The organism is Pseudomonas sp. C1C7 (genome assembly GCF_013359595.1).
Lineage (GTDB): Bacteria > Pseudomonadota > Gammaproteobacteria > Pseudomonadales > Pseudomonadaceae > Aquipseudomonas.
Window position 1 is genome coordinate 1 of sequence record NZ_JABFMP010000061.1, and the last position, 22,128, is coordinate 22,128.

Genomic DNA, 22,128 nt, shown 5'->3' on the forward strand with positions numbered 1-22,128 from the left:
GGCCTGCCAGACGGCAGGCCGTTACCGGCCCGCACACAAAAAATCTGACAGTCCCTGGCAGGCACATTTACTTAGTCCGCCATGCTCACCAGAGCTTTTCGTTCCGCATAAGCCTGGATTCACCGGCTCACACGTCCCATTGCGTTTGTAGCCAAAAGGGATCAGCTACTATGAAATCAACTCTACAGGTGCAGGTGCGCAACACCATTGGTGTCGCCATACTGGCACTTCCCTTGTCCCTCTGGGCAAGCAGCACGCCACCCGAAATGGTCACCACCAGCTCGTCCAATGCAATTTCGCCCTCCGAGCAGGATGTCAGCGATTCCTACATCTACTTGCTCGGCCGCTTGCTGGTGACGCGCCAGCAACAGCTGGATTTCAAGGAAGGCTTCGTCTGGAACCACATCGTGCATCGCAAACCCGGTGGCGTGGACTGGCCCAACCCCAATCTCGATGTGGCCTATTCCGAGGCCTGGGTGGCCACGGATGAAGGCAGTTGCACCCTGGTCAACGTGCCAAAAGTTGTCGGGCGCTACTACTCTGTACAGTTTCTCAACGGCTGGGGCGAGACCCTGGCCAACATCAACGAGCGCACCTTCCCCGATCATCCGAGCGGCACCTTCGCCGTCTGCCTGAAGGGCGCCAACGTCGCGTTGCCTACGGATGCCAAGCGTATCGATCTGCCCGTCAAATACACGCGGGTCCTCGCGCGAATCGAGCTTGGAAAAAACTGGGACGAAGCCGTTGCCTTGCAACACCAGATCGATCTGAAGGCCACCGGCACCCCCGCGCCGCCTGAGATTCCCAGGACGCCCATCTTTGAATATGGAACATGGCCGGGCGTAGAAGCGTTCGACGTCGCAGAACTTGCCCTGGACAGCGAAGCAGACATCAACCCGGGTATGGCGCCACTGCAAGCAAAAGTGCGTGCAATCGCGAAGGTGGTGAAAGCTGACCCCGCCGAGCGCGCCCGTGTCGACCGGCTGATTAGTGAGCGAGCCCTTGTTGACTTTGCCAAGGCCGGGCCGTTGATTGGGCATGGGTCGATGCGCAACGGCTGGGCGGTTCCTTCAACCGCTGGGACCTATGGCAACGACTACCTGACCCGCACGTTGGTGAACTACGGCGGAATCTGGGCCAATAGCAAGGACGAGGTCACCTACTACCGTTGCAATCTCGACAACACCCTCACGCCCCTGGACAGTAGTCACGTCTACACCCAGACATTTCCCAAGGATCAGCTACCTGCGCGCTTCGTGAACTACTTCTGGTCGGTCATCGCTGTGGACTCCAAGCGATTCCGTGTTTTGCCCAATCCGACAAACCGCTTCCTGCTGAATAACCAGTCCAACCTGGTGTACAACAACGACGGCTCCCTGACCCTCTATTACGCAGCGGAAAAGCCCGAAGGCGCCCCTGACAGCAACTGGCTGCCGACGCCCAAAGGGCAGAACTATCGCCTGACTTTCCGTTACTACGGCCCCAAGGCTGGTGTACGAGACGGAAGTTACTTTCCGCCGCAGTTGGTCAAACAGAACTAAATCAGGATCAGCAGGGAAGCCAATCCTTTTCTGAAACTTCGCCTGTATCCATGGACAGGCTTTGCCCTGTCTATGGCCGTTTCGTCGTCTGTACAGTCACACTTCGGTAGGTGTCCGCCGATATTGAGTGGCAATTCAGGGTCGACTACTGCCGGCCACAGTCGAAAATCACCGCCTTTTCTGTGATGGATTGGAACGATTAGCGGCAAGACCCTTTAAAACAGAGGCTTACAGTAGCTTTCGATCTGACATGTACCAATTCTGTACCACCACGCCCTCTCAACTGACCTTCTCTCTACGAAAAACTGCGTTTACATCCGGCAGTTAACGGCCAACAGCAGTCCTTCATATCGGGCTGCTCTCGACCTCAGTGGCTATGTCCGTGGCATGAAGGCCGGGGCGGTTCACATAGCTTTCCCCGAATTCGCTGAAACTGTTTCATTGGCTGGCGGGTGTCGCCAGATTTTTTTGCCGTTCAAGCTGATCACTCAACAAATGGAGCGACTGCCATGAATGACATGACCACCGTTGCGGCAGATATTGCTGCCGAATCTTCCCGACACCATGAGCTGATCCCTGCGCCGCACATCAACGCTGAGCCGATCCGGCTTGCAGCGGAAGGCTTCAGCGACCCGGATATGCTTGAGATACAGCAGCCGGAGTTTTGGCTCGGAAATGGATTGCCCTGAACGAAATTATTCTTGAAGGGCCATGAATCGAATCGCTTCGTGCGAAGCGATGCCTTCGAGCGTTCAGGTTTCAACCGTGAGCCAAGCTGGATCGACCTCGCAGATGATTGGTCGGAAGTGCCGTGGTGTACTTCACTTGGCTCAGTGCAAAGCTAGACCTGATACTCGCTACGACAGGTATGGTAGTGAGACAGTCGAGCAGTAAGGTCTGGTATTTTGAAATATCCTCGCTCACCACCCTCAGCATGAAATCAGCCTCGCCGCTCATCAAATAACACTCCATGACTTCCGGCCGCTCCCTGATCGCATTGGTAAATATCTCCAATGATTGCTTGTCCTGAAGCTTCAGGGTGACGTGTACGAACACGTTAATAGCAAGCTCCAGCTTCGCAGGGTCGACCAATGTGACTGCGCCTCGAAGAACCCCGTTTTCTTTCATCTCCGCAACGCGTCGCCAGCACGGCGAAGTGGACAGCCCCACGATATCTGCCAGCTCGGCATTGCTCAATTCTGCGTTCTTCTGCAATGCGTCCAGGATTCGCAGGCTGGCATCATCCAGTTTTGCGCGGCTCATGGTAGGTTTTTCCTGTAATTGGTCATTGATAGGTGAAACGTACCGATTTCTACGTTTTCACGGAATAGATAGAAGCATCTTTGCTGCTCGGTGGAAATATCATGATTGCTCGATTGGATAACTTTCCGGAGCGAAATCATGAGTGTTTCCACCGACTTACTTGTAAGAGCTCGAGGCAGGACTTTCGGGTTTCAAAACACGTATGTGTGGCTGACTGTGATGGTCCTGCTCTGGGGCAGCAGTTGGCCTATTACCAAGCTTGCATTACAGGATGTGCCTCCGCTTTGGCTGGCCACCATCCGGTTTTCCAGTGCGGCGCTGTGTTTGTTCATGTATTTGATCTTGCGGGGGCAACTGAAACTCCCGGTGACCAAAGACCTTCCGATCATCGCAAGCGTTGGTTTATTGCAGATGATGGCTTTTACTGGGCTGGGTTTGGTGGCCATGGTGCACATCGATACCAGCCGTGCGGTGCTTTTGGCGTATACAACACCTTTATGGTGCGTGTTAGTGGCTTGGCTTGTTTTTCGCGAGACACCGTCGAGAATGCAGGTGTCCGCCCTCCTGATTGGCCTGGTGGGCATTGCGGTAGTTTGTTCGCCCGGCGAGTTGGATTGGTCGAATACGGATACTTTGCTGGGTGCGGTGTTCCTGATTCTGGCGGCCATCAGTTGGGCAATCGTTATCCTCCATATCAAGCGGCATCATTGGGTCACGTCTCCCTTGGCACTCGCCCCATGGCAGATGCTGCTGGCGACCGTGCCACTGGCAATTGCTGCCACCGTCACAGAAGGTCCTCCCACCTCCATAAAAGTCAGTGCTGATCTATTAGAGGAGCTTTTTTTCATTGGCCCCATCGCAACATCGGCTTGTTTTGTAATATCAGCGGAATTTGGACGAAGGGTGTCGACATTTGGTATGTCGAATTTCACCTTGGGGGTGCCATTGGTGGGGATTGTTTTTTCCTGTCTAACTCTCGAAGCCACAGTCTCAGGTACGTTCCTGCTTGGACTTTGCCTGGTAGTGTTCGGTGTTGTCATCGCTGCGCTGGTTGCGCGTAATAGCGCGAGGAGTTGATTGGAAAAGTGAAGAAAATAGTTCGGGTCGATGATCTACAGGTATTCGTTACGACTGCCAGTGCAGGCAGCTTTTCGGCAGCGGCACGATTGCTGGACATCTCGCCTGCCTTGGCCAGTGGCGCGGTTCAGCGTCTGGAGGGCAGCCTGGGAGTCAGATTGTTCGTGCGCTCCACGCGACGGCTGAGGGTATCTGACGACGGTGAGCGTTACCTGTCGCATGCTCGGCAAGCACTGGAAGCCCTTGAACTTGGCGAGCTTGCATTGACCCAGGGGCGTGGTGAGATCGCCGGAACCATCCGTTTGTCCATACCTTCGGATATCGGCAGAAACGTGCTGTTACCTTGGCTCGATGAGTTTCAGCTGATGCATCCGAACGTGTTGCTACAACTGCGGATCAGCGATCAGGTCGCGGACCTTTTCGGCGAGCATCTGGATGCCAGTATCAGATATGGCCAACTGGCTGACTCGAGCCTTGTGTCATTGGCCTTGGCACCGTTCAATCGCAGAACAGTGTGTGCATCGCCCAGTTATCTCGCACGACATGGTGTTCCCCTGGCGCCCGAAGACTTAAGCCGGCATAACTGCCTTCGTTACGTCATGGGGGAACAGACTTACGAGCGTTGGAGTTTTCACTCGCCAGAGGGCGCCAGAACCGTCCAGGTGACGGGAGACCGCATCAGTGACGATGCGGATATCGTTCGTCGATGGGCTGTATCGGGAGTGGGGGTCGTCTACAAGTCCAGAATCGACGTCATGGATGATCTTCGGCACGGTCGGCTTGTGGAAATCTTTCCCGAGGAGTACGGACAGCCGGCGCCGCTTCAGCTCGTGTGTGCACATCGAACTTCGCTGACGCCGGCAGTGCAAATGCTGAGAACCTTCTTGTTCACACGTTTCGAGAGCTATGTTGCGCAATGAAGCTCAAAGTTGGACGTCAGACTTTTTCAAGCTTTGATTGGCGTTCAATCCATATATCAGCAGCTTCCAGGGCCGAGTATCCTTTCCTTCGAATCAGGTAGTCGAGTTCACTGATCACTGCATTACCAGGCTGTAGAGATGCCAGGTCGTCTATCAGTGCTTTCGGCATCGCTTGTACCACATCGCTCGATGCGACGAGTGTTGCCTGATCTTCCCCGCCCAGCAATCCACGCGGTTCATCCAGCGCCCGGATGGAGTAGGTGTGGTGCAAGTACTGAGGATGCCAGAGTGGCACTACCAACCATTCGCCGCTGGCGTAAGCGTGTTCGAATCGAGTGAAGCAGTCGGCTTCACTCCCGTTAGCGAAGTAGTAGCCGCCCTGATCCAGCGCATAGTCAATGACCATGGCCTGCGAGAATCGGCTGATTCCCGCGCCAGGATTAATCCCCTGAATCCGTTTGCTCATCCTCCTGGCTACATCGGGCTTCAAAAGGTCACCCACCGCTGCAACCTCATCCTCTGGTACATAGTCCGGCACGCCCCAGATGCAATAGGGTCGGTAGAGGACACCCAGCTTCACGCTAGGTTTTTTGCGTGCTGCCAAGTAGGCACCGTGGCTGGCTGGTAGCCATGCCGAAACCAGCATGTCTACCTGACCATCACGATACATACGAAACATGTCCTCATGATGTGCCGTGCTGACGCGTACCAGGTAACCATGCCTTTCCAGCGTGTGCTGGATTAATGCAGCACTGGCGGCATGAAAACTGAGGTCGATGTAACCAAGACGGATGAGCTTTTGCATTGAACGGCCCTCTAGTGGGTTTGTGCAGGCTTGGCGTCGATCTTGATACGCATCAGGCTGTAGGGTTTCACGCGCTTGTCCTGACCATCATTGAACCCAGGAGAACGATGAAGTTGGTTGGCCGTGAAGTACAGGTAGCCGTCGGGTCCGATGGACAAGGTGTCCGGCCAGAGCAAACGTGAATCCTCGACCAGGGTTTGCCATTGACCATCGGGCAAGCGTTTCCTTATTGCGTTGTGCTCGTAATCGCCGGCATAAACCGCTCCGTTGGCATCGGCTTCAAGGCCGTCGGAGGCTCCTTTCTCACCCAGGTCGATGACCGCTTTTTCCAGTTCGGTATCGCTCACGCTTGGGTTTCGCAGCAGGGCGGTCGAAACTGAAAAAAGATGCCTGCTCGACAATGGGCAGAAGTACAGTGTCTGGCCATCGCTTGAGAGTGCTATGCCATCAGACGCCACCGACAACAGGCCGGCTTCTCCTTTGTCGTTTTTCGTGACAAGGGCAGGTTTGCCTTCGATCACGGGAGTGAACGAGGGATCGACCGAGGTCGACTTGACTCCACTCAGGCGGCGAGTGGCGTTGCCGCTTGCGAGATCGACGACAATGATTGCACCAGGGCCACTGACGGAAGAATCCGTAACATAGGCAATCCCTTCCTTGCCCACCCGAAAATCGAACCTCATGTCGTTAACGTAAGTGGAGGGCAGCATCACCTCTGGGGGAAATACGACGGTCTTGACTATCTTGTTGGACGTCAGGTCGATAGCGACCAGCTTGGCGCCTCCGGCCTTGGGTTCGGAAAACCTGGGTGCTGCGGTATCGAGTATCCAGACCCGCCCATGACCGTCGGCGACGACGCTTTGCACACTGATGAAACCTGCGGCCGGGTTTTTCGGATCTTCCACATTGGTTTTCAGGTCGGGGTAAGGCACGACTTTTCCTTGGACAATTTCCGCAACGGTGTACGGAACGTCGTCACCCCAACGGGGAAAGTTGACAAAGATGCGACCGCTCTCGGTGACAGTGACACCGGTTGGCATGGCCCCATTGAATGCGAAGACGCGTTCGATCTGAGTGCCCTTGCCGGTTGCGGAATCGGCTACAGCCATTGCACTGAGAGAAACTGCGATCGCCAGTCCAGCGACTTTGAAGAGTGCTTTCATGTTCGTTTCCTTGAGTGTGTCAACGGTTTTCAGAAGCCTTCCAGGACGATCTTGCCCTTGGCTTTGCCGCTTTCAATGAGTGCATGAGCGCGTTTGAGGTTCTCGGCGTTGATGCTGCCGAAGTGCTCGCCGATCGTGGTTTTGATCACGCCTTCGTCGACCAGGGCGCAAATCCTTTCCAGCAAGTGATGTTGCTCGATCATGTCGTCGGTGTGGTACAGCGAGCGAGTGAACATCAGTTCCCAATGCACTGACAGCGATTTGCGCTTGAGTGACATCACGTCCAGTTGTTCGGGATCGTCAATCAGCGCGAGCTTGCCCTGAGGGCGCAGCACTTCGACGATCTGGGGAAGGTAAGTGTCGGTGTGGGTCAGACTGATCACGTAATCGACGGGGCTTTGGTTGAGGTTCTCAAGCTGGAGGGCGATCGACCCTGAGTGATCGATGACGTGATGGGCGCCCAGTTCACGTACCCAGTCCCGGGTTTCCGGTCGAGACGCCGTGCCGATCACCGTGAGTTGGGTCAGCTTGCGGGCCAACTGAACCAGGATCGAACCGACACCGCCGCCTGCGCCGATCACCAGGAGACTTTGCCCTTTACCACCGTCTTCCTTTACCCCGAGGCGGTCGAACAACAGTTCCCAGGCGGTGATGGAGGTCAGCGGCAACGCTGCCGCACTGGCATTGTCCAGCGTACGGGGTTTATGCCCAACGATGCGCTCATCAACCAAATGAAACTCACTGTAGCTGCCAGGGCGATCAATTGCGCCGGCGTAGAACACTTCATCGCCTGGCCGGAACAACGACACATCACCACCAACCTCACGAACGATGCCTACGGTGTCCCAACCTAAAACCTGAGGTTGTTTGCTGGTACTGCGAGCTCTCACTTTGGTATCGACCGGGTTGACGGCGATCGCCTTGACCTCGATCAGCAAATCACGGGCGCGTGGGATGGGTTGAGGCAATTCGGTTTCGAACAATGACTGAGCGTCTTGAATTGGCAAACCCGGTTGGGTGAATACGACAGCTTTCATTTGCGTTGCCTCAATAGAGCGGGAAGTGGTTTCAGGCTAACGACAGTGGCTTGCCTAAAAAACCAGCCAATCGGTGGAAGACTTTCCGCGTTTTCTTGAAACTGAGGAGCGCATTGATCAGTGATCTGTTGTTAATTCGCTGCGGTTTAAGTTTCCAATAGGGTAAGGTTTCGGACATCAGAAAAGGAGCGCGCAGATGCACAGGGTCGGATATTTGGTGACTGAGGGATTCCAGCTCATGTCGTTGGCGACGCAGGCTGTTTTTGAATTCGCCAACTACGTTGCCGGAGAACCCGTTTACAAAGTACAGAACTACTCCCTGGCGGGCGGAACGGTCCGTTCTTCCCTTGGCATGTTTGTAGAGACCGAACCAATGGCCACACCGGGTCTCGCTGACAGCTGGATGATGGTGGGGACTCTCACGCCTTTGACGCCACCCTCGAAGGATGTGCTGAGTGGGGTTCGGGCCATCGTTGATAGTGCCCGACGTACTGCTGGTATCTGTACCGGCGCTTTCATCCTGGCCGAATCCGGAGTGCTCGAAAATCGCCGAGCCACGACCCATTGGGCATTCGCCAATGCCCTGCAATCTCGATACCCGGACATTCAAGTCGAAGAGGACCGGATTTATATTGTCGATGGGCCCTTCTGGACTTCGGCGGGCATGACCGCAGGCTTGGATATGGCGCTTGCGATGGTGGAAAAGGATTTAGGAGTGGATCTGGCCCGATCAGTTGCGCACAGGCTGGTGATGCACCAACGCCGCACGGGGGGGCAGTCACAACACTCAGAATTGATCCCTATATCACCTAAGTCGGATCGTATTCAAAGTGCGTTGGAATATGCCCGACAACATTTGAACCGCCCTTTGAGCGTCGAAGAGTTGGCGGAGGCGGTACATCTGAGCCCGAGACAATTCACGCGTGTTTTTACCGCTGAGACAGGGCAGTCGCCTGCAAAAGCAATCGAGAGCCTTAGGCTGGAAGCCGCCAGGCTAATGATCGAGCAAAGTCGACATAGCCTGGATATTGTCGCCCGAGAAACAGGGTTCAGAGATCGTCGTCATATGCGCGAGGCATTTGTCCGGGGCTTTGGAGTGCCGCCACAAGCGGTCCGTAGAGATGCGCGACGGGTTATCTAAGTAGGTCAACCTACTTATGTAAAAAGGGCCATCGAATGAAGGCCCTTTTTGCAGATGGCAGGCTGCGCAGCAGCCATGACCAGCATTACTCGGCGGTGAAAGCCGCGATATGCCGAGCAGCAGCAACAGGATATTGCATGTGAGGCCCATGTCCGGCGCTGGGGAAACTCACCAGTCGCAATGTCGGCAGTTGGTCGCTAAGGGCATACCAGTTTTCCACAGGGAACACGATGTCGTGATCGGCTCCAATGTGAAGAATCGGGGTACGGGTGGACTTGAGCATGTTCAGGACAGCTTCCACCGGAAACACAGGGTTCTTTGGAGCATCTCCTAATTGTTGGCCCGCCCATTCCACTGGCACTTGGGGGCCACGGTCCTGTTCGCGCAAAGCCAGTCGGGACCAGGCCTTTTCGGCTGCGGCACGGCTCTCAGTTGAAGCTGGCTCAAAAAACAGGCTTACGAAATCCTCGAAATTGTTCTCGCGACGGGCCAGTTCATAAAACAACGGCTCGCCTGTTTTGACCAGATGACCCGGTGGGGTCGTGCCGAGCAGGATGGCATGACTGACCATTTGAGGTACTTGTGCGAGAACGATTTGGGCAGCAATGCCTCCGAGTGACCAGCCGCCGATCACCACCCGACCAAGATTAAGCGCTTGTATCAGTTCGATCGCATCCTTGGCCAGAGAGGCTGGATTGTAACTGCGCTCACCAGAGGACTGGCCCAAGCCACTGTAGTCGAAGACGGTGACTTGGAACCCTTGGTCTACCAAGTTATCAAGGAACAGTGGGTCCCAATCATCCATAGTGCCACGATAACGAACAAGCAAGACCAACGGCTGGCCATTTCCAATGGTGCGATAGGCAAGCTGACGATTGCTGACTTCCACGAACTGGGTTTTGGCAGTAGTGCTGAGCGATGCGGCAGTCATTTATTCTAACTCCTGGTGTGGGCGTGCGGAGAATCTTGCCGTATGCGTGCAGTGGGATAAATGACGTATAAGGTGGTGATTTCAGACATCGGAAAAAGCTGGATGAGCGAAACGAATGAAATTAGCAGCCACTCTCTCGAAAAAGCCATCAAAAGCGTGAGTAATCAGGGTGAGCTCGACGATTACTGAACGAACATTTTTTGGGGTGAGCTAAAACTATTGGCACATATTCTGGTAGTCGGTGTGCCGTTGACTGCAAATACAGACTTACTGCAAACCTGTATTTCTTTTCGACGTCCATTTCTGGCCGATTCTGTTGAAAAAGTCGGCCATTGTTTCCTCGGCAGAAAAGTACGCGCGTGAGATTGAAATCTTTGCTTTGGCAGAGGTGTCCGGACTCCGATTTCACGTAGGATCGTGCAAAAAAGGCGTTTTCACCGATCAACGATGAGACCGTTTCGGCAAAGCTACTTTTTCAACAGAATCGGCCCAAAGCGGCCTGTCACGGCGTCTGAAAAATCAAGGACGATCCAGAACGATTGCGTCACATTATTCACGGTTTCGCTCATCTCGATGACTCCGGTCCCCTAAGGGACCGAAGCCAGGTTTTCAGCCGTTTTCTATTACTTCGTGTCCAGCGCCTTGCTCACGGCATTCACCATCAGCGCCTGCTCGTCGTACAACGAGTACGGTGTCTCGGCATTCTTCCAAGTCGACCACTGTACAACCACAAGATGCTCAGCCGGATTGATGGCGATCGTCTGTCCAAAGATCCCCAGCGCCCAGAATGTCTGGTCGCTGGTGGCGGTTTTCTTCGGCTCGCCCTTGGTGTCCGGCGCCGCCGCGTTGTACCACCACTGATACCCGTACTGGCCATTGGGCGCCGCAGGCGTTACCGAACCCTTGGCCTGGGTCCAGTGCGTGGAGCGTGCAATCCAGTCGTCCGGCAGCAGCTTCTCGCCCGACGGCAATTGACCACCGCTGAGCACGAACTGACCGAAACGCCCCCAGTCCCGCAGCGTGGCGTTGAAGCCATGGCCACCCATGTCGACCTTGCCCGGCACCAGCGCATGCCAGACACCGTCCTGCTGCATGCCGAACTTGCTCCACACGCGGCTTTGCAGGTATTGGGCGATCGTCATGCCGGTCGCATTTTCCAGCACGCGGCCTACCAGCCAGGCACCACCGGTGTTGTACGACCAGACTTCACCCGGCTTGACCCCGGGCTTGCGCTTGACCGATTTCACCAGGTTCAGCACGCAATCATAAGGATTGGGCTTGGCCTCGCACTGGGTCATGTGCGAGAAGTCGGAATCGGCCGAGGCATAGTTCTCGTCCCAGACCACGCCCGAGGTGTGTTGCATGAGTTGATGCAGGCTCACCGCTTCCCATTCGGTGCCCTTGAGTTCCGGCACATACTGGACGATCTTGTCATCCAGCGAACCGATCTTGCCTTCCTTGATCGCCACCCCCACCAGCACGCTGACCACGGATTTGGCCACCGAGCGCGAGGTCCAGAGGCTCTGCGGCGTGTTGCCCTTGTCGTAATGCTCGTAGGCGATCTTGCCGTCCTTGAGCACCAGCATGCCGGTCACGCTCTGGTTGGCCAGGTAGTCGGCCAGGTTCAGCTGCTTGCCATCCATGCTGTAGTGAATGTCCGTCAGCTTGTTTGCAGCGTCCGGCAACGGGTAGGGCTTGGCGCCATGACTGGCGAACACATCGCCCTGATACAGGCGGTAGGTATTGCGAAAGCCCACCACACGGTCAGCCTGATTCCAGGTCAGCATGTCCTTGGCCGCCGGCAACACGGTGTCGAACGGTTGTGGGCAGGTCTGCAAACCAGGCACGCCACACGGCGATCCCGCATCGGCCGCCTGTGCGGCACCGGCCAGCATCGCCAGCGCAAGCACTGAAAAGGCTTTCAAGTTATTGTTTTTATTGGGTAATACACGCATCAACGGTTCCTCTGGGTGCATGGGAATACGCGGATGGAGTGTCGTGAACTTGAACCCGTTGGAAAAGAACAATAAATTTACCCGAGCTGTTAAAAAAAATAACACCTGTCGAGATTCACCATGCCCCCTGACCGGCTTCCTCCGCTCAACGCCGTGCGTGCCTTCGAGGCCGCTGCGCGCCTGGGCAGCTATGTCGCAGCGTCCCAGGCCCTGCATGTCACCCAACCCGCCATTGGCCGCCACGTCCGGAATCTCGAGAACTGGTTGGGTGTACGCCTGCTGGAACGCACGCCACGGGGAGTCACCCTGACCCTCCAGGGCGTGCACTACTACAAGGCCGCCTCCGAATCGTTGCAGATCCTCGCCGATGCCGGTGCACGGCTTTCTCGGCGGGAGGACGAGCGCTGGTTGCGCATTCTCTGCGTGCCGGCATTTGCCTCACGCTGGCTCACGCCGCGTATCGAGTTGCTGCGCGAGCTGCGACCGGACCTGAAGATTGCCATCGAGCCCAATGCCTCCTTCACGGGTGTCGACGCGCGGCAGGCCGACCTGGGCATTGCCTTTGGCCTGCCTGGCGAATTGACGGGTGTACGCGAGGTGTTGATCCAGCCCAAGCTCTTCCCGGTCTGCACGCCCGGCTTTCGCGCCGGTTTGCCCGAGGCGTTGAGGGCTGCCGACCTCCCCGCCTGCAAGCTGATCCATGTCGACGATGGCACCTGGTGGAACAGCTGGTTTGCCGCCAATGGGCTGCGGGTTCGGGTCAAGGCCGAGACATCCCATACGAGCAACGACGTGGTGCTGAACCTTGCCCAGCGCGGTCTTGGCATCGCCCTTGCCACCGAGGTGCTGGTGGGGCGCGAACTCAAGGAAGGCAGCCTGGTGCGCTGTGTGGAGGAGGCTGTAGCACTGGAGAGTTACCAGGTGCTGGTTCCAGCACAGCAGCCACCCACTGCCGATGCGCTCTGGTTCATTGGCTGGCTGAGAGACGCATTACGGGCGGCGTTTCCTGAAGCACGGATTTAACGCAGCGGTACCCCCGCTTAATGCCCGTACGATATTCACGGAAAGTTGTGCCGCAGCGACGAACCGGCTCCTTCTGGCCGATTGCAGTCCTTCTCCACCAAAGCGACCGCTCGTGACTGCTATGGCCAATCGCTGACTGAGTCACTGCCAAACGCTGCCATGAGGGGCGATGCTCACGTTGAAGAGTGGCAAATGTCGTCCAGTTTCCATGGATTGCTAGTTTTAGGCGGCGTGCGAGCAGTTATTACACATGACCAGCGAGTGTGCGTTTAAGCATCCTCAAACTTACTTCCGGAAAGCTACAAATCCTTGCGCCATTGCCTACCGCTACGCCAGAATCCGCCGGCTTGTGCGCCTTGCAACCGCTCAGTAACTTGATCCCCGTCACTGCCCATCAGTGACTGGGTTTAGTCGCTCAGTGGTATTCAGCAAAGTGCATAAGCTCCGTTCAGTCAGGTTTTTCCGAATCTGCTCTCAATGGTGGCTGTGTGTAGGGCGCTTCGGCGCGCCGGCAATGCTGATTCTCACCGGTCGACTAACCTCCACACAGCCGCCACCCCTTCGTTTAGTCGCGATAGGGTTGGAGCAAGCACGGAGAATCAGCGAATGAAGAAGCCATCACCGAATCCGCCGAACATCGATCCGCCATCCTCAAATCAACCTGACACCGAACCCACTCTAGACCCCCACACAACTGCCACCATCAAAGCCACACCCCGAACACCCAGCACGCTGTTCACCGTTAACCCCGATGTCTCAACCGAAGACTTGATGGTCTATCTGGTCGAAACGCTGGCCTCGGTGGATGTGATGGTTCACCACCTGGTGGATCTGCTGGATGGTGGGGCGCGGACTGCGTTGTTGGGGATTTCCAATAGTGTGATGTTGGCGGAGATTACGGCGAATCGGGTTTTGGATCAGATTGATCCGCCGTAAATATGGGGTGAGTTAAAAGATCGCAGCCTTCGGCAGCTCCTACAGGGTGATGTGTAGTCTTGTAGGCGTTTTCGGGGGTTGCGATTTTTTTGTAGGGCCGCTGTGCGGCCCCACGGGGATACATCCCCTCACCACAGGAGGTTATTTGGCAGAGAACTTCAGAATCACGTTCTGGGTGTAGGTTTGTCCCGGATCCAGTCGTGTACTCGGAAAGTCCGGCTGATTCGGCGAGTCCGGATAGTGCTGGGTTTCCAGGGTGAACGCGCCCCAGTGCGGATACACCTTGCCTGCCTTGCCCTTGACCGTGCCGTCGAGGAAGTTGCTGGTGTAGAACTGCACGCCCGGTTCGCTGGTGTACAGCTGCAAGACACGGCCGGACTGCGGGTCGCTGACTTCGGCGGCCAGTTGCTTGATATCGCCTTTGCTATCGAGCACCCAGTTGAAGTCGAACCCGCCCTGTTTCGGCTCGGCGAATTTCAGTTGCGGGTGATCGGCCTTGATGTGCTTACCGATTGCCGTGGGTTTGCTGAAGTCCATCGGCGTGCCGGCCACCGGGGCCAGTTCGCCGGTCGGGATCAGTTTGGCGGTGACCGGCGTGTAATGGCTGGCGTTCAGGGTGGCGAGTTGTTTGAGAATGTCGCCGTTGCCGGCGCCGTTCAGGTTGAAATAGCTGTGGTTGGTCAGGTTGAGTACCGTCGGTTTATCGGTGCTGGCCTTGTAGTCGATGCGCAATTCATTGCTGTCGGTGAGGCGATAGGTGACCTCGGTGGTGAGGTTGCCAGGGAAGCCCATTTCACCATCGGCTGACAGATAGGTCAGGGTCACGCCTACCGAGTCCTTGTCCTTGATCGCCTGCGCTTTCCAGACCTTCTTGTCGAAACCCTGAGTGCCGCCATGCAATGCATTGGTCTTGTCGTTCTGCGGCACCTGATAACGCTTGCCGTCCAGGTCGAATGCACCCTCGGCCAGGCGATTGCCGAAGCGGCCGATGGTCGCGCCAAAGTACGCCGTGCCTTTCTGATAACCCTGCACATCATCGAAGCCGAGAACCACATCATCGAGCTTGCCGTGTTTGTCCGGCACCTGCAGCGCCTGCAGCGTCGCGCCATAGGTGATTACGCTGGCCTGCATGCCATGGCTGTTGCGCAGGATGAACTGTTCGACGGGAGTGCCGTCATTGGTTTTGCCAAAGGCTTTGTGTTCGCTGGACAGGCCGGCGGCCTGGGCGCATAGGGTCGAGAGCATCAGGGACAGTCCAAGGCCGGAAAGCAGATGACGGGATTGAAGCATGGTTGACCTTCCTTTTTGTTGTTGTTCTGGAAAACACCGGTAAGCCGCATGGAGTGCAAAATAGTCATGCTAATTATCGGATAAGATGAAATTTATAGCGGATGAATCGTTTAATGCAAAAATAAAGTCTTACTAAATCACGTTTTTTGGTCAGCGCCCATTGGTGGGTTCACGCTGGAGATCCCATTCGGCGTCGCTGGTGTGTGGGGCGTTGGTCAAACGCGATGTGGAATGTCGAAAATGAAAAAAGCCCACTCGAGAGTGGGCTCAAATGTACGTTCAGATAGCCGTTAGGGTTGCCCGGGATTATTCCGTGGCATTGAAGGACTCGTGGTATCGCACCGTGCCCATCGGCATTTCACCGTCGAAGGACAGTGCTTGAAAGTATTCCTGGGGAACCCCGGGCAACTCCAATCCAGCCTGAACTTTGAAGCCGAAGCGTCCGTAATAACTCGGATCGCCCAGCACCACGCAGCCAGCGGCGCCCTTGCCTTGCAACTCAGCCAATGCGGCCTTCATCAACATTGAACCAATTCCCCGGTCTTGCCGGTTAGGCGCTACGGATATCGGGCCGAGTCCGTACCATTCCGTTGCACCGCTGGATACGCTGACGGGGGAGATGGCGACGTGGCCGGTGATTTCGTCATTCTCCACGGCAACCAGGGAGACCGTCAGTTGCCCGGCGCGGCGCAGGGCGTCGACGATGAAGTGTTCGGTGTGGCTGGAATGTTCTGCGTGTTCGAACGCTGCGGCAGTCAGTGTGGCGATGGGTTGGATGTCTTCAGCTCGCTCGTTGCGAATGGTCAAAGTCATGGGGGGGCTCGGGTGTCCTGCTCGTTCAAATGTTCTGGTTTGCTGTGGTTGTTGCCGTTGGAGGGCGGGGCGCGCATCAATCCCGCTTGACCCTCGAAATGCCTTCCACAATAGACGCGTACTTTTTGTAGTTCTTCAATTCGTCCTCGCTGATGTTAACGCCCAATCGGCGCTGCACCAGTTTGTGATAACCGCGTATCGCGGTCGCCTTTTTATAGGTGTCAAATAGAATGCTCGCCCTGCCTCTGATGCGGGAAAGGTGGAGTTGCGTGGCGGCCAGTTTTATCAGTTCGCCGATGGACAGTCTCGGGCTTATATCAAGTTCGTAGGCACCGTCCTTCGATTCCCCGGAGGCTTCCAGGCCAAAGATTTCCGCGACGATGGCACTGTCGATTCGCTTGGAAGAGATTTTGTTCAAGGCGGCAATGACTTCTTGCATGTGGTGTTTTCTGAGGTTGTTCAGTTCATCCAGGGACATGTTGGACGGGTTTTTCAGTACAGCCTGGTATTCGCGATACCGGGTGCGGAACGCCGCGAACTCTTCACGCAGCGCGAGTATTTCCTGGTAGATCGAGGTGACGTTGCCGTCGGATCTGTCGAGGACCAACGCGACTATCGGCGGGATGGCCAGGGCCCTGTTGTATCCGTCCGAAACCAGTGCGCTGGTGTCTTTCTCGAACTTTTGCGCGACGAACTCATAGAGGCGGGCGGCGACGTTTTTATGGGCGATGGAATTGCTCATCAGCACGATGGGACTTTCCACGGCATCACCGACATAGTCCGCCTCCAAAGCGCTGACCATCGCGGCGCGCGCCATGATCTTCGCCATGTTTTCCCAGTCCGTAAAACGCCCACCGTCGTTTCCGTCGTTGGCATCTTCCTTGGCTTGATCGAAATCGCTGCCGGAGGCATAGCGTTGCCAGTCGTTCAGGCGTTGTGGGGTGAAAAAGAGATCGTTCTTTCGGGACTGTTCAAATAACGCGTCCACGAAAGCAGCGCCATTGAATGCGTAATAAAAGGCCGACTTCAATACCTGTTGTTGGGACGAATGGGCGTAAGAGGGCACGCGGCAGATTGTTTGTACTTTTTCCTGCCACTCGGTTTCGACTTCATCTCTCAATGGTTTGCCTTGCGACCATTGATTGTTGGACGACACGTTCAATACTCCAGCGCAATTCAGAAACTCCCACATGGCAGCGTCCTTGACCGACTTGCCGTCGCTGTCACCGAACGGCAAATACCACAGGCGCTCATACAGCACCGAGGCTTCAATCAGGGAGAAGAACGAAAGGAGACAGGAGAGGGTGCTTTTACCCTCGATCGCCTGGGACGCATTTTTCAGCATCCTCGCACTGAGCACCGCATCGCCAGAGATTGACACAGGCATGGCGCGCCTCGTCCAGAGTCAAAGGGGGAAACCGCGGCCGCGGACTGTTTCAACACAAGCATAGTCGGCATGCGAGGACGGGGAGTTGCCTGCGGTTTTCCCCCTGGAATAAGGTGGGTTTGATCGGCCCGGCTTGCATGACTTTTCAAGGAGAAAAGATGAACACGGTTTTGTCTGTCTACGCGCTGTGTGTGGTGGTGCTGTTTCTCAAGATGTTCGCGATTTCCTGTTATCAGGGGTTTTATCGGATCTCTCGTTTGACGTTCCACAATCCGGAAGACGCAAGGCTCGTGGGGCGCTTGCCCAGTGCGTCGGAACTGCCGCAAGTCGCGAAGGCGAAAAGTGCGTGGCTGAATGACCTTGAGAACATTCCGCTGTTCTTTGCGTTGGGCGGGCTTTGTGTGGTGTTCGATACGCCGGTGGATCGGACGGTTTGGTTGTTCGGGGTTTTTACGGTTGCGCGGGTGGTGCATACGGTGACGTATCTGGCGGGGTGGCAGCCTTGGCGGACGATTGCTTATGCGGTAGGGGTTGGGTGTTTGATGGGGTTGGCGGGGATGGTTGTTGCGGGGGTGGTGGCTCAGGCTGGAGCCGGTGCTTGATAGCCAGGCGTCCAGGGTAGGGCGGAGCATTTACGGCTCCGCCCAGGCACTTCAGCTTTTGTTTGCATTGAGCTTGCGCAGCTCTTCGTAGGTGGCCGACTGGACGAACCAGAAGCCCGAAACGATGCACCAAACCAGGGTGCCGGCCACGAAAATCCCCAAGGCTGGCAAGAAGCCGGTGGTGAACATGGAAACCAGAGCGACAAGCCAGATCACGGCCAGGGAGACGTAGAGGACGAGGTTGTTGACGCTGATGACGAAGTCTTTCACGGATGTATTCCTTGTGGGATGTCAAAAGTTGCCCCTCCAGGGGCTCGCGAATGCTATCACATTGCCTTCATTGTTTGGCGAAGGCGATGGCGACTCATATCTCTGGCAGGCGCGCAGAATAAAACCGCCTCTCCTGGATACGAGATCTGCCTGATACACCGCCTTGGCTGATTTCATTGATACATCGCCCGAGCGCAGACCGGACGACGCAGGCTTCGCCAGCTGCTACGTGGTGTGTGAAGTACCAAACGAGCTGTGTTGGTTTGAAAAGATCGCAGCCTTCGGCAGCTCCTACAGGTGGACGCATTCCAGGGTAGGAGCAGCCGAAGGCTGCGATCTTTCAAGGGCGGCTTCCTCAGCCGCCCGCCGGGTCATCAGACCTGCGCCTGCCCACCATCAACAAACAACTCAATCCCGTTGACGAAACTCGCATCATCCGATGCCAGGAACAGTGCCGCGCTGGCAATTTCTTCCGCTTCACCCACACGCCCCATCGGGATCAGCGAGGCGAGGTAATCCAGCAGTCCCTGTTGCTGGGCGGCGTCCGGGCCGGCCAGGTCGACCAGGCCTGGCGTGCGTGTTGCACCGGGGCTGATGGTGTTGACCCGTACGTGGCGGTCTTTCAGGTCGAGTATCCAGTTGCGGGCGAACGACCGCACGGCTGCCTTGGAGGCGGCGTAGACGCTGAAGGCGGGGGTGCCGGAGCTCCCGGCGGTGGAGCCGGTGAGGATGATCGACGCGTTTTTGGCCAGCAGTGGCAGGGCTTTCTGTACGGTGAACAGCACGCCTTTCACGTTGCGGTCGAAGGTGTCGTCGTAGTGCTGTTCGGTGACATCGCCGAGCGCCAGCATCGAACCGCCGCCGGCATTGGCGAAGAGTACGTCGATGCGACCGTGGGCGGAGCCGATCTGGCTGTAAAGCGCGTCGAGCTGGTCAAGCCGGGTGGAGTCGACCTGCACGCCGGTGGCGTTGCCGACGGCTGCGACCGCGGCGTCCAGTTCTGCCTGGCGGCGACCGGTGATGTAGACGTGGGCGCCTTCTTCGGCGAAGCGTTTGGCGGTGGCCAGGCCGATGCCGGTGGTACCGCCGGTAACCAGTGCAATTTTGCCTTCGAGTTTGTTGGTCATGGTGTTTCTCCTGTTTCGCAGTTGGGTAAGTTCAGTGAGTTGCGTTGTTGGGAGAAGCTTATCGACGACCCATAAATATCAAAATAGAATTGTCTGAAACCTATCGTTGCAGAAATGAAATGAACAGACTTCCGGATTTTGAAGGGTTGGCCATGTTTGCCAAGGTGGCCGAAGAAGGTTCGTTCGCCGCCGCAGCGCGGGTCATGAGTGTTTCGGTACCCACGGTGTCGCGGGCGGTTGCCCGGCTGGAGGAGCGACTGGGCGGTCGATTGTTCAACCGCACCTCGCGGCAGCTGGCGCTTACCGAGTTCGGCGCGAGCATGGCGGCGAAGGCGGGGGAGATTTATCGGCAGGCCGAAGAGGTCGAGAGCGAAGCGCAGGAGTTGTCGGTGCAGCCCCGTGGCCAGGTTCGACTGGCCATACCGATGTCGTTCGGTTTGCGCTGGGTCGCGCCGCTGATGCCGGAACTGATGCGCCGATACCCGGAACTGTCGATCGATCTGCACCTGTCGGATGCATCCGTTGACCTGATCGCCGAAGGCTTCGATGCGGCGCTGCGCATTGCGGTACTACCGGACTCGTCTCTGGTGGCGCGCCGACTGTGTGCCGTCACGCAATACCTGGTTGCGTCCCCGGGCTATGTGGAAGCACACGGTGCGCCCAGCCATCCGCGTGACTTGGCCGCCCGGTCGTGCCTGAGTTATGCGTACCGGGCCCGCAGCCAAGTGTGGCGCTTCACCCATGAAAATGGGACTGAAGAAGATGTGGTGCCCAACGGCCAACTGCGCGTCACCAACTCGGATGCGTTGTTGCCTGCCTTGCTCGAAGGCTTGGCCATCGCCGAGCTTCCTGAGTTCATCGCCAGTGAATACCTGGCCGATGGTCGACTGGTCGCGCTGCTGCCCGAATGGAGCATGGCGCGGGGCGGTCTGTACTTCATGACGCCTTCGGCGCGCACAAGGCCGGTGAAGATCAAGGCGCTGTCGGATTTCTTCGCCGAGCACCTCTCTGAACCGGCATGGCGCTGGCCGTGAGGAGGGACGATTTTTTCTAGGAGCTGCCGAAGGCTGCGATCTTTTTCGTGGCCACACGAAAATCACGTCAAGAACGAGGACCAACCCCATCACCCAGCAACGGACACACCTGCCTCGCCCGTTCAGCCAGCAAATTGCGCAACGCCTGCATCTGCGCAACCCGCTCATCCAGCAACGCAATTTTCTCCGCAAACAACCGCGCCAGCAGCTCGCGGGACACCTCTTCGCTGTTCCACAGCAGCGGCAGGTTTTCGCCAATCTCCGCCAACGAAAACCCAAGTTGCTGCGCCAGTTTGATGTAACCCACCAACTGCAACGTCTGCTCCGGATAAACCCGATAACCGTTGGCAGTGCGCTGCGGCTTGATCAGCTTTTTCTCTTCATAAAACCGCAGCGCGTCAACCGAAACGCCCGTGCGCGCTGCCACTTCGCCGATTCTCATGATGTTCGATGCCCGTGTTGACTCTGGACCTAGGACCAGGCTTTAGCCTGCGAGTCCAAACTGTGAGGGATCGACATGATTAGCGTAAAGAACAATCTGCACGTCGTCAGGGCCAGTGCGCTGTACGACCTGATCGTCACGGCGGGCTTCATGACGCCCTGGACGGTGGTGCTGGTGTTTGAGGGGTTCGCGACGTTATCCAGCGCCTTGGGGTTGGAGCGGCCGGTTCCAGCGCTGGATGCGACTGGGATGTTGTTGGCCAATTTGTTGGGGAGTGTGGTGGTGGTCTGGTCGCTCTGGCGGTTGATGCATGCGAGTCGCAGGGTCGGGCTGTATGACGCGCTGGCGAGGGGGTTGTTTGCGGTATGGCAGGTTTATGCGGTGGCGCATGGGGCGAGCTTTTTGTTGTTGGGGTTTACGGTGTTCGAAGTGGCGTTCGGTATTGCGCAGGTGTGGCCTTGTAGGAGCGAGCTTGCTCGCGATGGTCGTTAACGATAAAGGGGCACATTTTTTGAGAAGTGCGAGTGATGAAAAATGATTACGTCCTCACCTCTCAAAAAACTGCCCCTGATTGTTCATTGCGTACTGAGAGGAACGTTAACCTTTGCCCTTATGAACGGTACACCTGAAGATAAATAAGGTTTGATGAATTCAGCTACGTTTACTTTTTGCTTTCGTTTGCAGAAGACATTAAGGCTCCAGTTGGTTTTACAATCCTCTCCCTCCAAGGTGATGCTGTACTTCAGGTCGACTACTTCTCGGTTGGTCGCGATGGCAAGTTGCGTTAACTCCTCCCATTTAAACGCATAGTGGTGGTATTGAGTATGCATTTGCTGGTAGCTCTTGGAGTTGGCCATGGATAGGTACATCAAGCCCATCCCGCCTGGACCGACTAACGCGCCAATCAAAAATGCTGGATCGATGCTTGCCATGCCGATGAAAATGAGCACGGTGACGCCGGTAAACCATTTCAAAAATGGCAACATCCACTTCGGGAAGTCTTTCCATTTGCAATACTCCACTCCAGACTGTGTGAAGCGATAGGCGAAATTCATTCGCTGATGGGTCACGGAAGCAGTTAAAAGTGAAAAAAATACGAAAAATCCAAGACTAAAGGTTATCCGAGATATATCGCCATCATCCGGAGTTGGATTCAAATACAGGAAATACGCTGCCCCTCCGACTACAACGATTGATAAAAATGCAAACATGCAGTTCGCTACAAATGTATTGTAGTTGCGAGCGCGAATAGTCCATCCCAATAGCTCCGGTTCGTCAGCGTACTTCCATTGGAGTTGCGACGGTAAATCAAGCACTTTGTTGAATTTAAACATTTCGAGGCTCGTCCATTAGCTCAGTTAGGGATAAGCA

General features: G+C 56.2%; 23 protein-coding genes. 10 read left to right on the forward strand and 13 right to left on the reverse strand.

Translation table 11 applies throughout. The features are described from left to right. Nucleotides 1-170: 170 nt before the first annotated feature. Entirely contained in the window at nt 171-1,541 is a 1,371-nt protein-coding gene (locus tag HNO86_RS28815; protein ID WP_175380331.1) for a DUF1214 domain-containing protein, read from the forward strand. 509 nt (nt 1,542-2,050) lie between these two features. Next, a complete protein-coding gene (locus tag HNO86_RS28820; protein WP_175380332.1) occupies nt 2,051-2,230 on the forward strand; it encodes a hypothetical protein in 180 nt (59 codons plus the stop codon). Nucleotides 2,231-2,300: 70 nt separating this feature from the next. Here HNO86_RS28820 and HNO86_RS28825 read toward each other — a convergent pair whose 3' ends face one another. Then, nucleotides 2,301-2,804 (reverse strand): Lrp/AsnC family transcriptional regulator, encoded by a 504-nt coding sequence (locus HNO86_RS28825; RefSeq protein ID WP_175380333.1) that lies wholly within the window; start codon nt 2,802-2,804, stop codon nt 2,301-2,303. Nucleotides 2,805-2,942: 138 nt separating this feature from the next. Between HNO86_RS28825 and HNO86_RS28830 the strand changes: the two genes are divergently transcribed. Together HNO86_RS28830 and HNO86_RS28835 are read left to right on the forward strand one after the other, a co-directional pair. Next, complete coding sequence (locus tag HNO86_RS28830; RefSeq protein ID WP_175380334.1) at nt 2,943-3,881, forward strand: DMT family transporter; 939 nt, start codon at nt 2,943-2,945, stop codon at nt 3,879-3,881. Between the two features lie 17 nt (nt 3,882-3,898). Further along, complete coding sequence (locus HNO86_RS28835; RefSeq protein ID WP_175380353.1) at nt 3,899-4,801, forward strand: LysR substrate-binding domain-containing protein; 903 nt, start codon at nt 3,899-3,901, stop codon at nt 4,799-4,801. 16 nt (nt 4,802-4,817) lie between these two features. Here the strand turns inward: HNO86_RS28835 and HNO86_RS28840 are convergent, their stop codons facing one another. Genes HNO86_RS28840 through HNO86_RS28850 form a run of 3 tightly spaced genes read right to left on the reverse strand, consistent with a single transcriptional unit; the run spans nt 4,818 to nt 7,806 of the window. Then, nucleotides 4,818-5,606 (reverse strand): glycine betaine ABC transporter substrate-binding protein, encoded by a 789-nt coding sequence (locus HNO86_RS28840; protein ID WP_175380335.1) that lies wholly within the window; start codon nt 5,604-5,606, stop codon nt 4,818-4,820. Between the two features lie 11 nt (nt 5,607-5,617). Then, a complete protein-coding gene (locus HNO86_RS28845) occupies nt 5,618-6,769 on the reverse strand; it encodes an L-dopachrome tautomerase-related protein (RefSeq protein WP_175380336.1) in 1,152 nt (383 codons plus the stop codon). A gap of 29 nt (nt 6,770-6,798) precedes the next feature. Further along, nucleotides 6,799-7,806, reverse strand: a complete 1,008-nt coding sequence (locus HNO86_RS28850) for a zinc-binding alcohol dehydrogenase family protein (protein ID WP_175380337.1) — start codon at nt 7,804-7,806, stop codon at nt 6,799-6,801. A gap of 196 nt (nt 7,807-8,002) precedes the next feature. On the opposite strand from HNO86_RS28850, the gene HNO86_RS28855 reads away from it, so the two are divergent. Further along, nucleotides 8,003-8,947 (forward strand): GlxA family transcriptional regulator, encoded by a 945-nt coding sequence (locus tag HNO86_RS28855; RefSeq protein WP_175380338.1) that lies wholly within the window; start codon nt 8,003-8,005, stop codon nt 8,945-8,947. A gap of 85 nt (nt 8,948-9,032) precedes the next feature. Here HNO86_RS28855 and HNO86_RS28860 read toward each other — a convergent pair whose 3' ends face one another. Next, nucleotides 9,033-9,878 (reverse strand): alpha/beta fold hydrolase, encoded by an 846-nt coding sequence (locus HNO86_RS28860; protein ID WP_175380339.1) that lies wholly within the window; start codon nt 9,876-9,878, stop codon nt 9,033-9,035. A gap of 623 nt (nt 9,879-10,501) precedes the next feature. After that, nucleotides 10,502-11,833 carry a serine hydrolase gene (locus tag HNO86_RS28865; protein ID WP_175380340.1) on the reverse strand — a complete coding sequence of 444 codons (1,332 nt, stop codon included), beginning with the start codon at nt 11,831-11,833 and terminating at the stop codon, nt 10,502-10,504. A 120-nt stretch (nt 11,834-11,953) separates the two neighbouring features. Here HNO86_RS28865 and HNO86_RS28870 point away from each other — a divergent pair, with 120 nt between their 5' ends. Next, the gene (locus HNO86_RS28870; RefSeq protein ID WP_175380341.1) at nt 11,954-12,856 is read left to right on the forward strand and encodes a LysR substrate-binding domain-containing protein; all 903 of its coding nucleotides are present in this window, start codon (nt 11,954-11,956) and stop codon (nt 12,854-12,856) included. Between the two features lie 606 nt (nt 12,857-13,462). Continuing rightward, nucleotides 13,463-13,792: a DUF6124 family protein gene (locus tag HNO86_RS28875; protein WP_175380342.1), complete on the forward strand. Its 330-nt coding sequence runs from the start codon at nt 13,463-13,465 to the stop codon at nt 13,790-13,792. A 141-nt stretch (nt 13,793-13,933) separates the two neighbouring features. Here the strand turns inward: HNO86_RS28875 and HNO86_RS28880 are convergent, their stop codons facing one another. The 3 genes from HNO86_RS28880 to HNO86_RS28890 form a co-directional block, all read right to left on the reverse strand. After that, nucleotides 13,934-15,082: an aldose epimerase family protein gene (locus HNO86_RS28880; protein ID WP_175380343.1), complete on the reverse strand. Its 1,149-nt coding sequence runs from the start codon at nt 15,080-15,082 to the stop codon at nt 13,934-13,936. A 306-nt stretch (nt 15,083-15,388) separates the two neighbouring features. Then, entirely contained in the window at nt 15,389-15,895 is a 507-nt protein-coding gene (locus tag HNO86_RS28885; RefSeq protein WP_175380344.1) for a GNAT family N-acetyltransferase, read from the reverse strand. Nucleotides 15,896-15,971: 76 nt separating this feature from the next. Further along, nucleotides 15,972-17,282 carry a hypothetical protein gene (locus HNO86_RS28890; protein WP_175380345.1) on the reverse strand — a complete coding sequence of 437 codons (1,311 nt, stop codon included), beginning with the start codon at nt 17,280-17,282 and terminating at the stop codon, nt 15,972-15,974. A gap of 158 nt (nt 17,283-17,440) precedes the next feature. Here HNO86_RS28890 and HNO86_RS28895 point away from each other — a divergent pair, with 158 nt between their 5' ends. After that, on the forward strand, nt 17,441-17,884 hold the full coding sequence (locus HNO86_RS28895; protein ID WP_175380346.1) for an MAPEG family protein: 444 nt from the start codon (nt 17,441-17,443) through the stop codon (nt 17,882-17,884). A 51-nt stretch (nt 17,885-17,935) separates the two neighbouring features. On the opposite strand, the gene HNO86_RS28900 is transcribed toward HNO86_RS28895, so the two are convergent. After that, the gene (locus HNO86_RS28900) at nt 17,936-18,154 is read right to left on the reverse strand and encodes a hypothetical protein (protein ID WP_175380347.1); all 219 of its coding nucleotides are present in this window, start codon (nt 18,152-18,154) and stop codon (nt 17,936-17,938) included. Between the two features lie 374 nt (nt 18,155-18,528). Further along, nucleotides 18,529-19,281, reverse strand: coding sequence for an SDR family NAD(P)-dependent oxidoreductase (locus HNO86_RS28905; RefSeq protein ID WP_175380348.1), 753 nt, complete (start codon nt 19,279-19,281; stop codon nt 18,529-18,531). A 119-nt stretch (nt 19,282-19,400) separates the two neighbouring features. Here HNO86_RS28905 and HNO86_RS28910 point away from each other — a divergent pair, with 119 nt between their 5' ends. Further along, on the forward strand, nt 19,401-20,315 hold the full coding sequence (locus tag HNO86_RS28910) for a LysR family transcriptional regulator (RefSeq protein WP_175380349.1): 915 nt from the start codon (nt 19,401-19,403) through the stop codon (nt 20,313-20,315). Between the two features lie 67 nt (nt 20,316-20,382). Here the strand turns inward: HNO86_RS28910 and HNO86_RS28915 are convergent, their stop codons facing one another. Then, a complete protein-coding gene (locus HNO86_RS28915; protein ID WP_175380350.1) occupies nt 20,383-20,757 on the reverse strand; it encodes a MerR family transcriptional regulator in 375 nt (124 codons plus the stop codon). Nucleotides 20,758-20,832: 75 nt separating this feature from the next. Here HNO86_RS28915 and HNO86_RS28920 point away from each other — a divergent pair, with 75 nt between their 5' ends. Further along, a complete protein-coding gene (locus HNO86_RS28920) occupies nt 20,833-21,249 on the forward strand; it encodes a hypothetical protein (protein WP_175380351.1) in 417 nt (138 codons plus the stop codon). Nucleotides 21,250-21,332: 83 nt separating this feature from the next. Here HNO86_RS28920 and HNO86_RS28925 read toward each other — a convergent pair whose 3' ends face one another. After that, complete coding sequence (locus HNO86_RS28925; RefSeq protein ID WP_175380352.1) at nt 21,333-22,091, reverse strand: hypothetical protein; 759 nt, start codon at nt 22,089-22,091, stop codon at nt 21,333-21,335. Nucleotides 22,092-22,128: the final 37 nt, after the last annotated feature.

What these genes read in the sequence shown, in the direction of transcription:
- HNO86_RS28890 (WP_175380345.1), bottom strand. Translation starts at nt 17,282, where the DNA reads ATGCCTGTGTCAATCTCTGGCGATGCGGTGCTCAGTGCGAGGATGCTG.
- HNO86_RS28915 (WP_175380350.1), bottom strand. Translation starts at nt 20,757, where the DNA reads ATGAGAATCGGCGAAGTGGCAGCGCGCACGGGCGTTTCGGTTGACGCG.
- HNO86_RS28870 (WP_175380341.1), top strand. Translation starts at nt 11,954, where the DNA reads ATGCCCCCTGACCGGCTTCCTCCGCTCAACGCCGTGCGTGCCTTCGAG.
- HNO86_RS28905 (WP_175380348.1), bottom strand. Translation starts at nt 19,281, where the DNA reads ATGACCAACAAACTCGAAGGCAAAATTGCACTGGTTACCGGCGGTACC.
- HNO86_RS28885 (WP_175380344.1), bottom strand. Translation starts at nt 15,895, where the DNA reads ATGACTTTGACCATTCGCAACGAGCGAGCTGAAGACATCCAACCCATC.
- HNO86_RS28855 (WP_175380338.1), top strand. Translation starts at nt 8,003, where the DNA reads ATGCACAGGGTCGGATATTTGGTGACTGAGGGATTCCAGCTCATGTCG.
- HNO86_RS28895 (WP_175380346.1), top strand. Translation starts at nt 17,441, where the DNA reads ATGAACACGGTTTTGTCTGTCTACGCGCTGTGTGTGGTGGTGCTGTTT.
- HNO86_RS28875 (WP_175380342.1), top strand. Translation starts at nt 13,463, where the DNA reads ATGAAGAAGCCATCACCGAATCCGCCGAACATCGATCCGCCATCCTCA.
- HNO86_RS28845 (WP_175380336.1), bottom strand. Translation starts at nt 6,769, where the DNA reads ATGAAAGCACTCTTCAAAGTCGCTGGACTGGCGATCGCAGTTTCTCTC.
- HNO86_RS28820 (WP_175380332.1), top strand. Translation starts at nt 2,051, where the DNA reads ATGAATGACATGACCACCGTTGCGGCAGATATTGCTGCCGAATCTTCC.
- HNO86_RS28860 (WP_175380339.1), bottom strand. Translation starts at nt 9,878, where the DNA reads ATGACTGCCGCATCGCTCAGCACTACTGCCAAAACCCAGTTCGTGGAA.
- HNO86_RS28850 (WP_175380337.1), bottom strand. Translation starts at nt 7,806, where the DNA reads ATGAAAGCTGTCGTATTCACCCAACCGGGTTTGCCAATTCAAGACGCT.
- HNO86_RS28815 (WP_175380331.1), top strand. Translation starts at nt 171, where the DNA reads ATGAAATCAACTCTACAGGTGCAGGTGCGCAACACCATTGGTGTCGCC.
- HNO86_RS28840 (WP_175380335.1), bottom strand. Translation starts at nt 5,606, where the DNA reads ATGCAAAAGCTCATCCGTCTTGGTTACATCGACCTCAGTTTTCATGCC.
- HNO86_RS28920 (WP_175380351.1), top strand. Translation starts at nt 20,833, where the DNA reads ATGATTAGCGTAAAGAACAATCTGCACGTCGTCAGGGCCAGTGCGCTG.
- HNO86_RS28880 (WP_175380343.1), bottom strand. Translation starts at nt 15,082, where the DNA reads ATGCTTCAATCCCGTCATCTGCTTTCCGGCCTTGGACTGTCCCTGATG.
- HNO86_RS28830 (WP_175380334.1), top strand. Translation starts at nt 2,943, where the DNA reads ATGAGTGTTTCCACCGACTTACTTGTAAGAGCTCGAGGCAGGACTTTC.
- HNO86_RS28910 (WP_175380349.1), top strand. Translation starts at nt 19,401, where the DNA reads ATGAACAGACTTCCGGATTTTGAAGGGTTGGCCATGTTTGCCAAGGTG.
- HNO86_RS28865 (WP_175380340.1), bottom strand. Translation starts at nt 11,833, where the DNA reads ATGCGTGTATTACCCAATAAAAACAATAACTTGAAAGCCTTTTCAGTG.
- HNO86_RS28825 (WP_175380333.1), bottom strand. Translation starts at nt 2,804, where the DNA reads ATGAGCCGCGCAAAACTGGATGATGCCAGCCTGCGAATCCTGGACGCA.
- HNO86_RS28925 (WP_175380352.1), bottom strand. Translation starts at nt 22,091, where the DNA reads ATGTTTAAATTCAACAAAGTGCTTGATTTACCGTCGCAACTCCAATGG.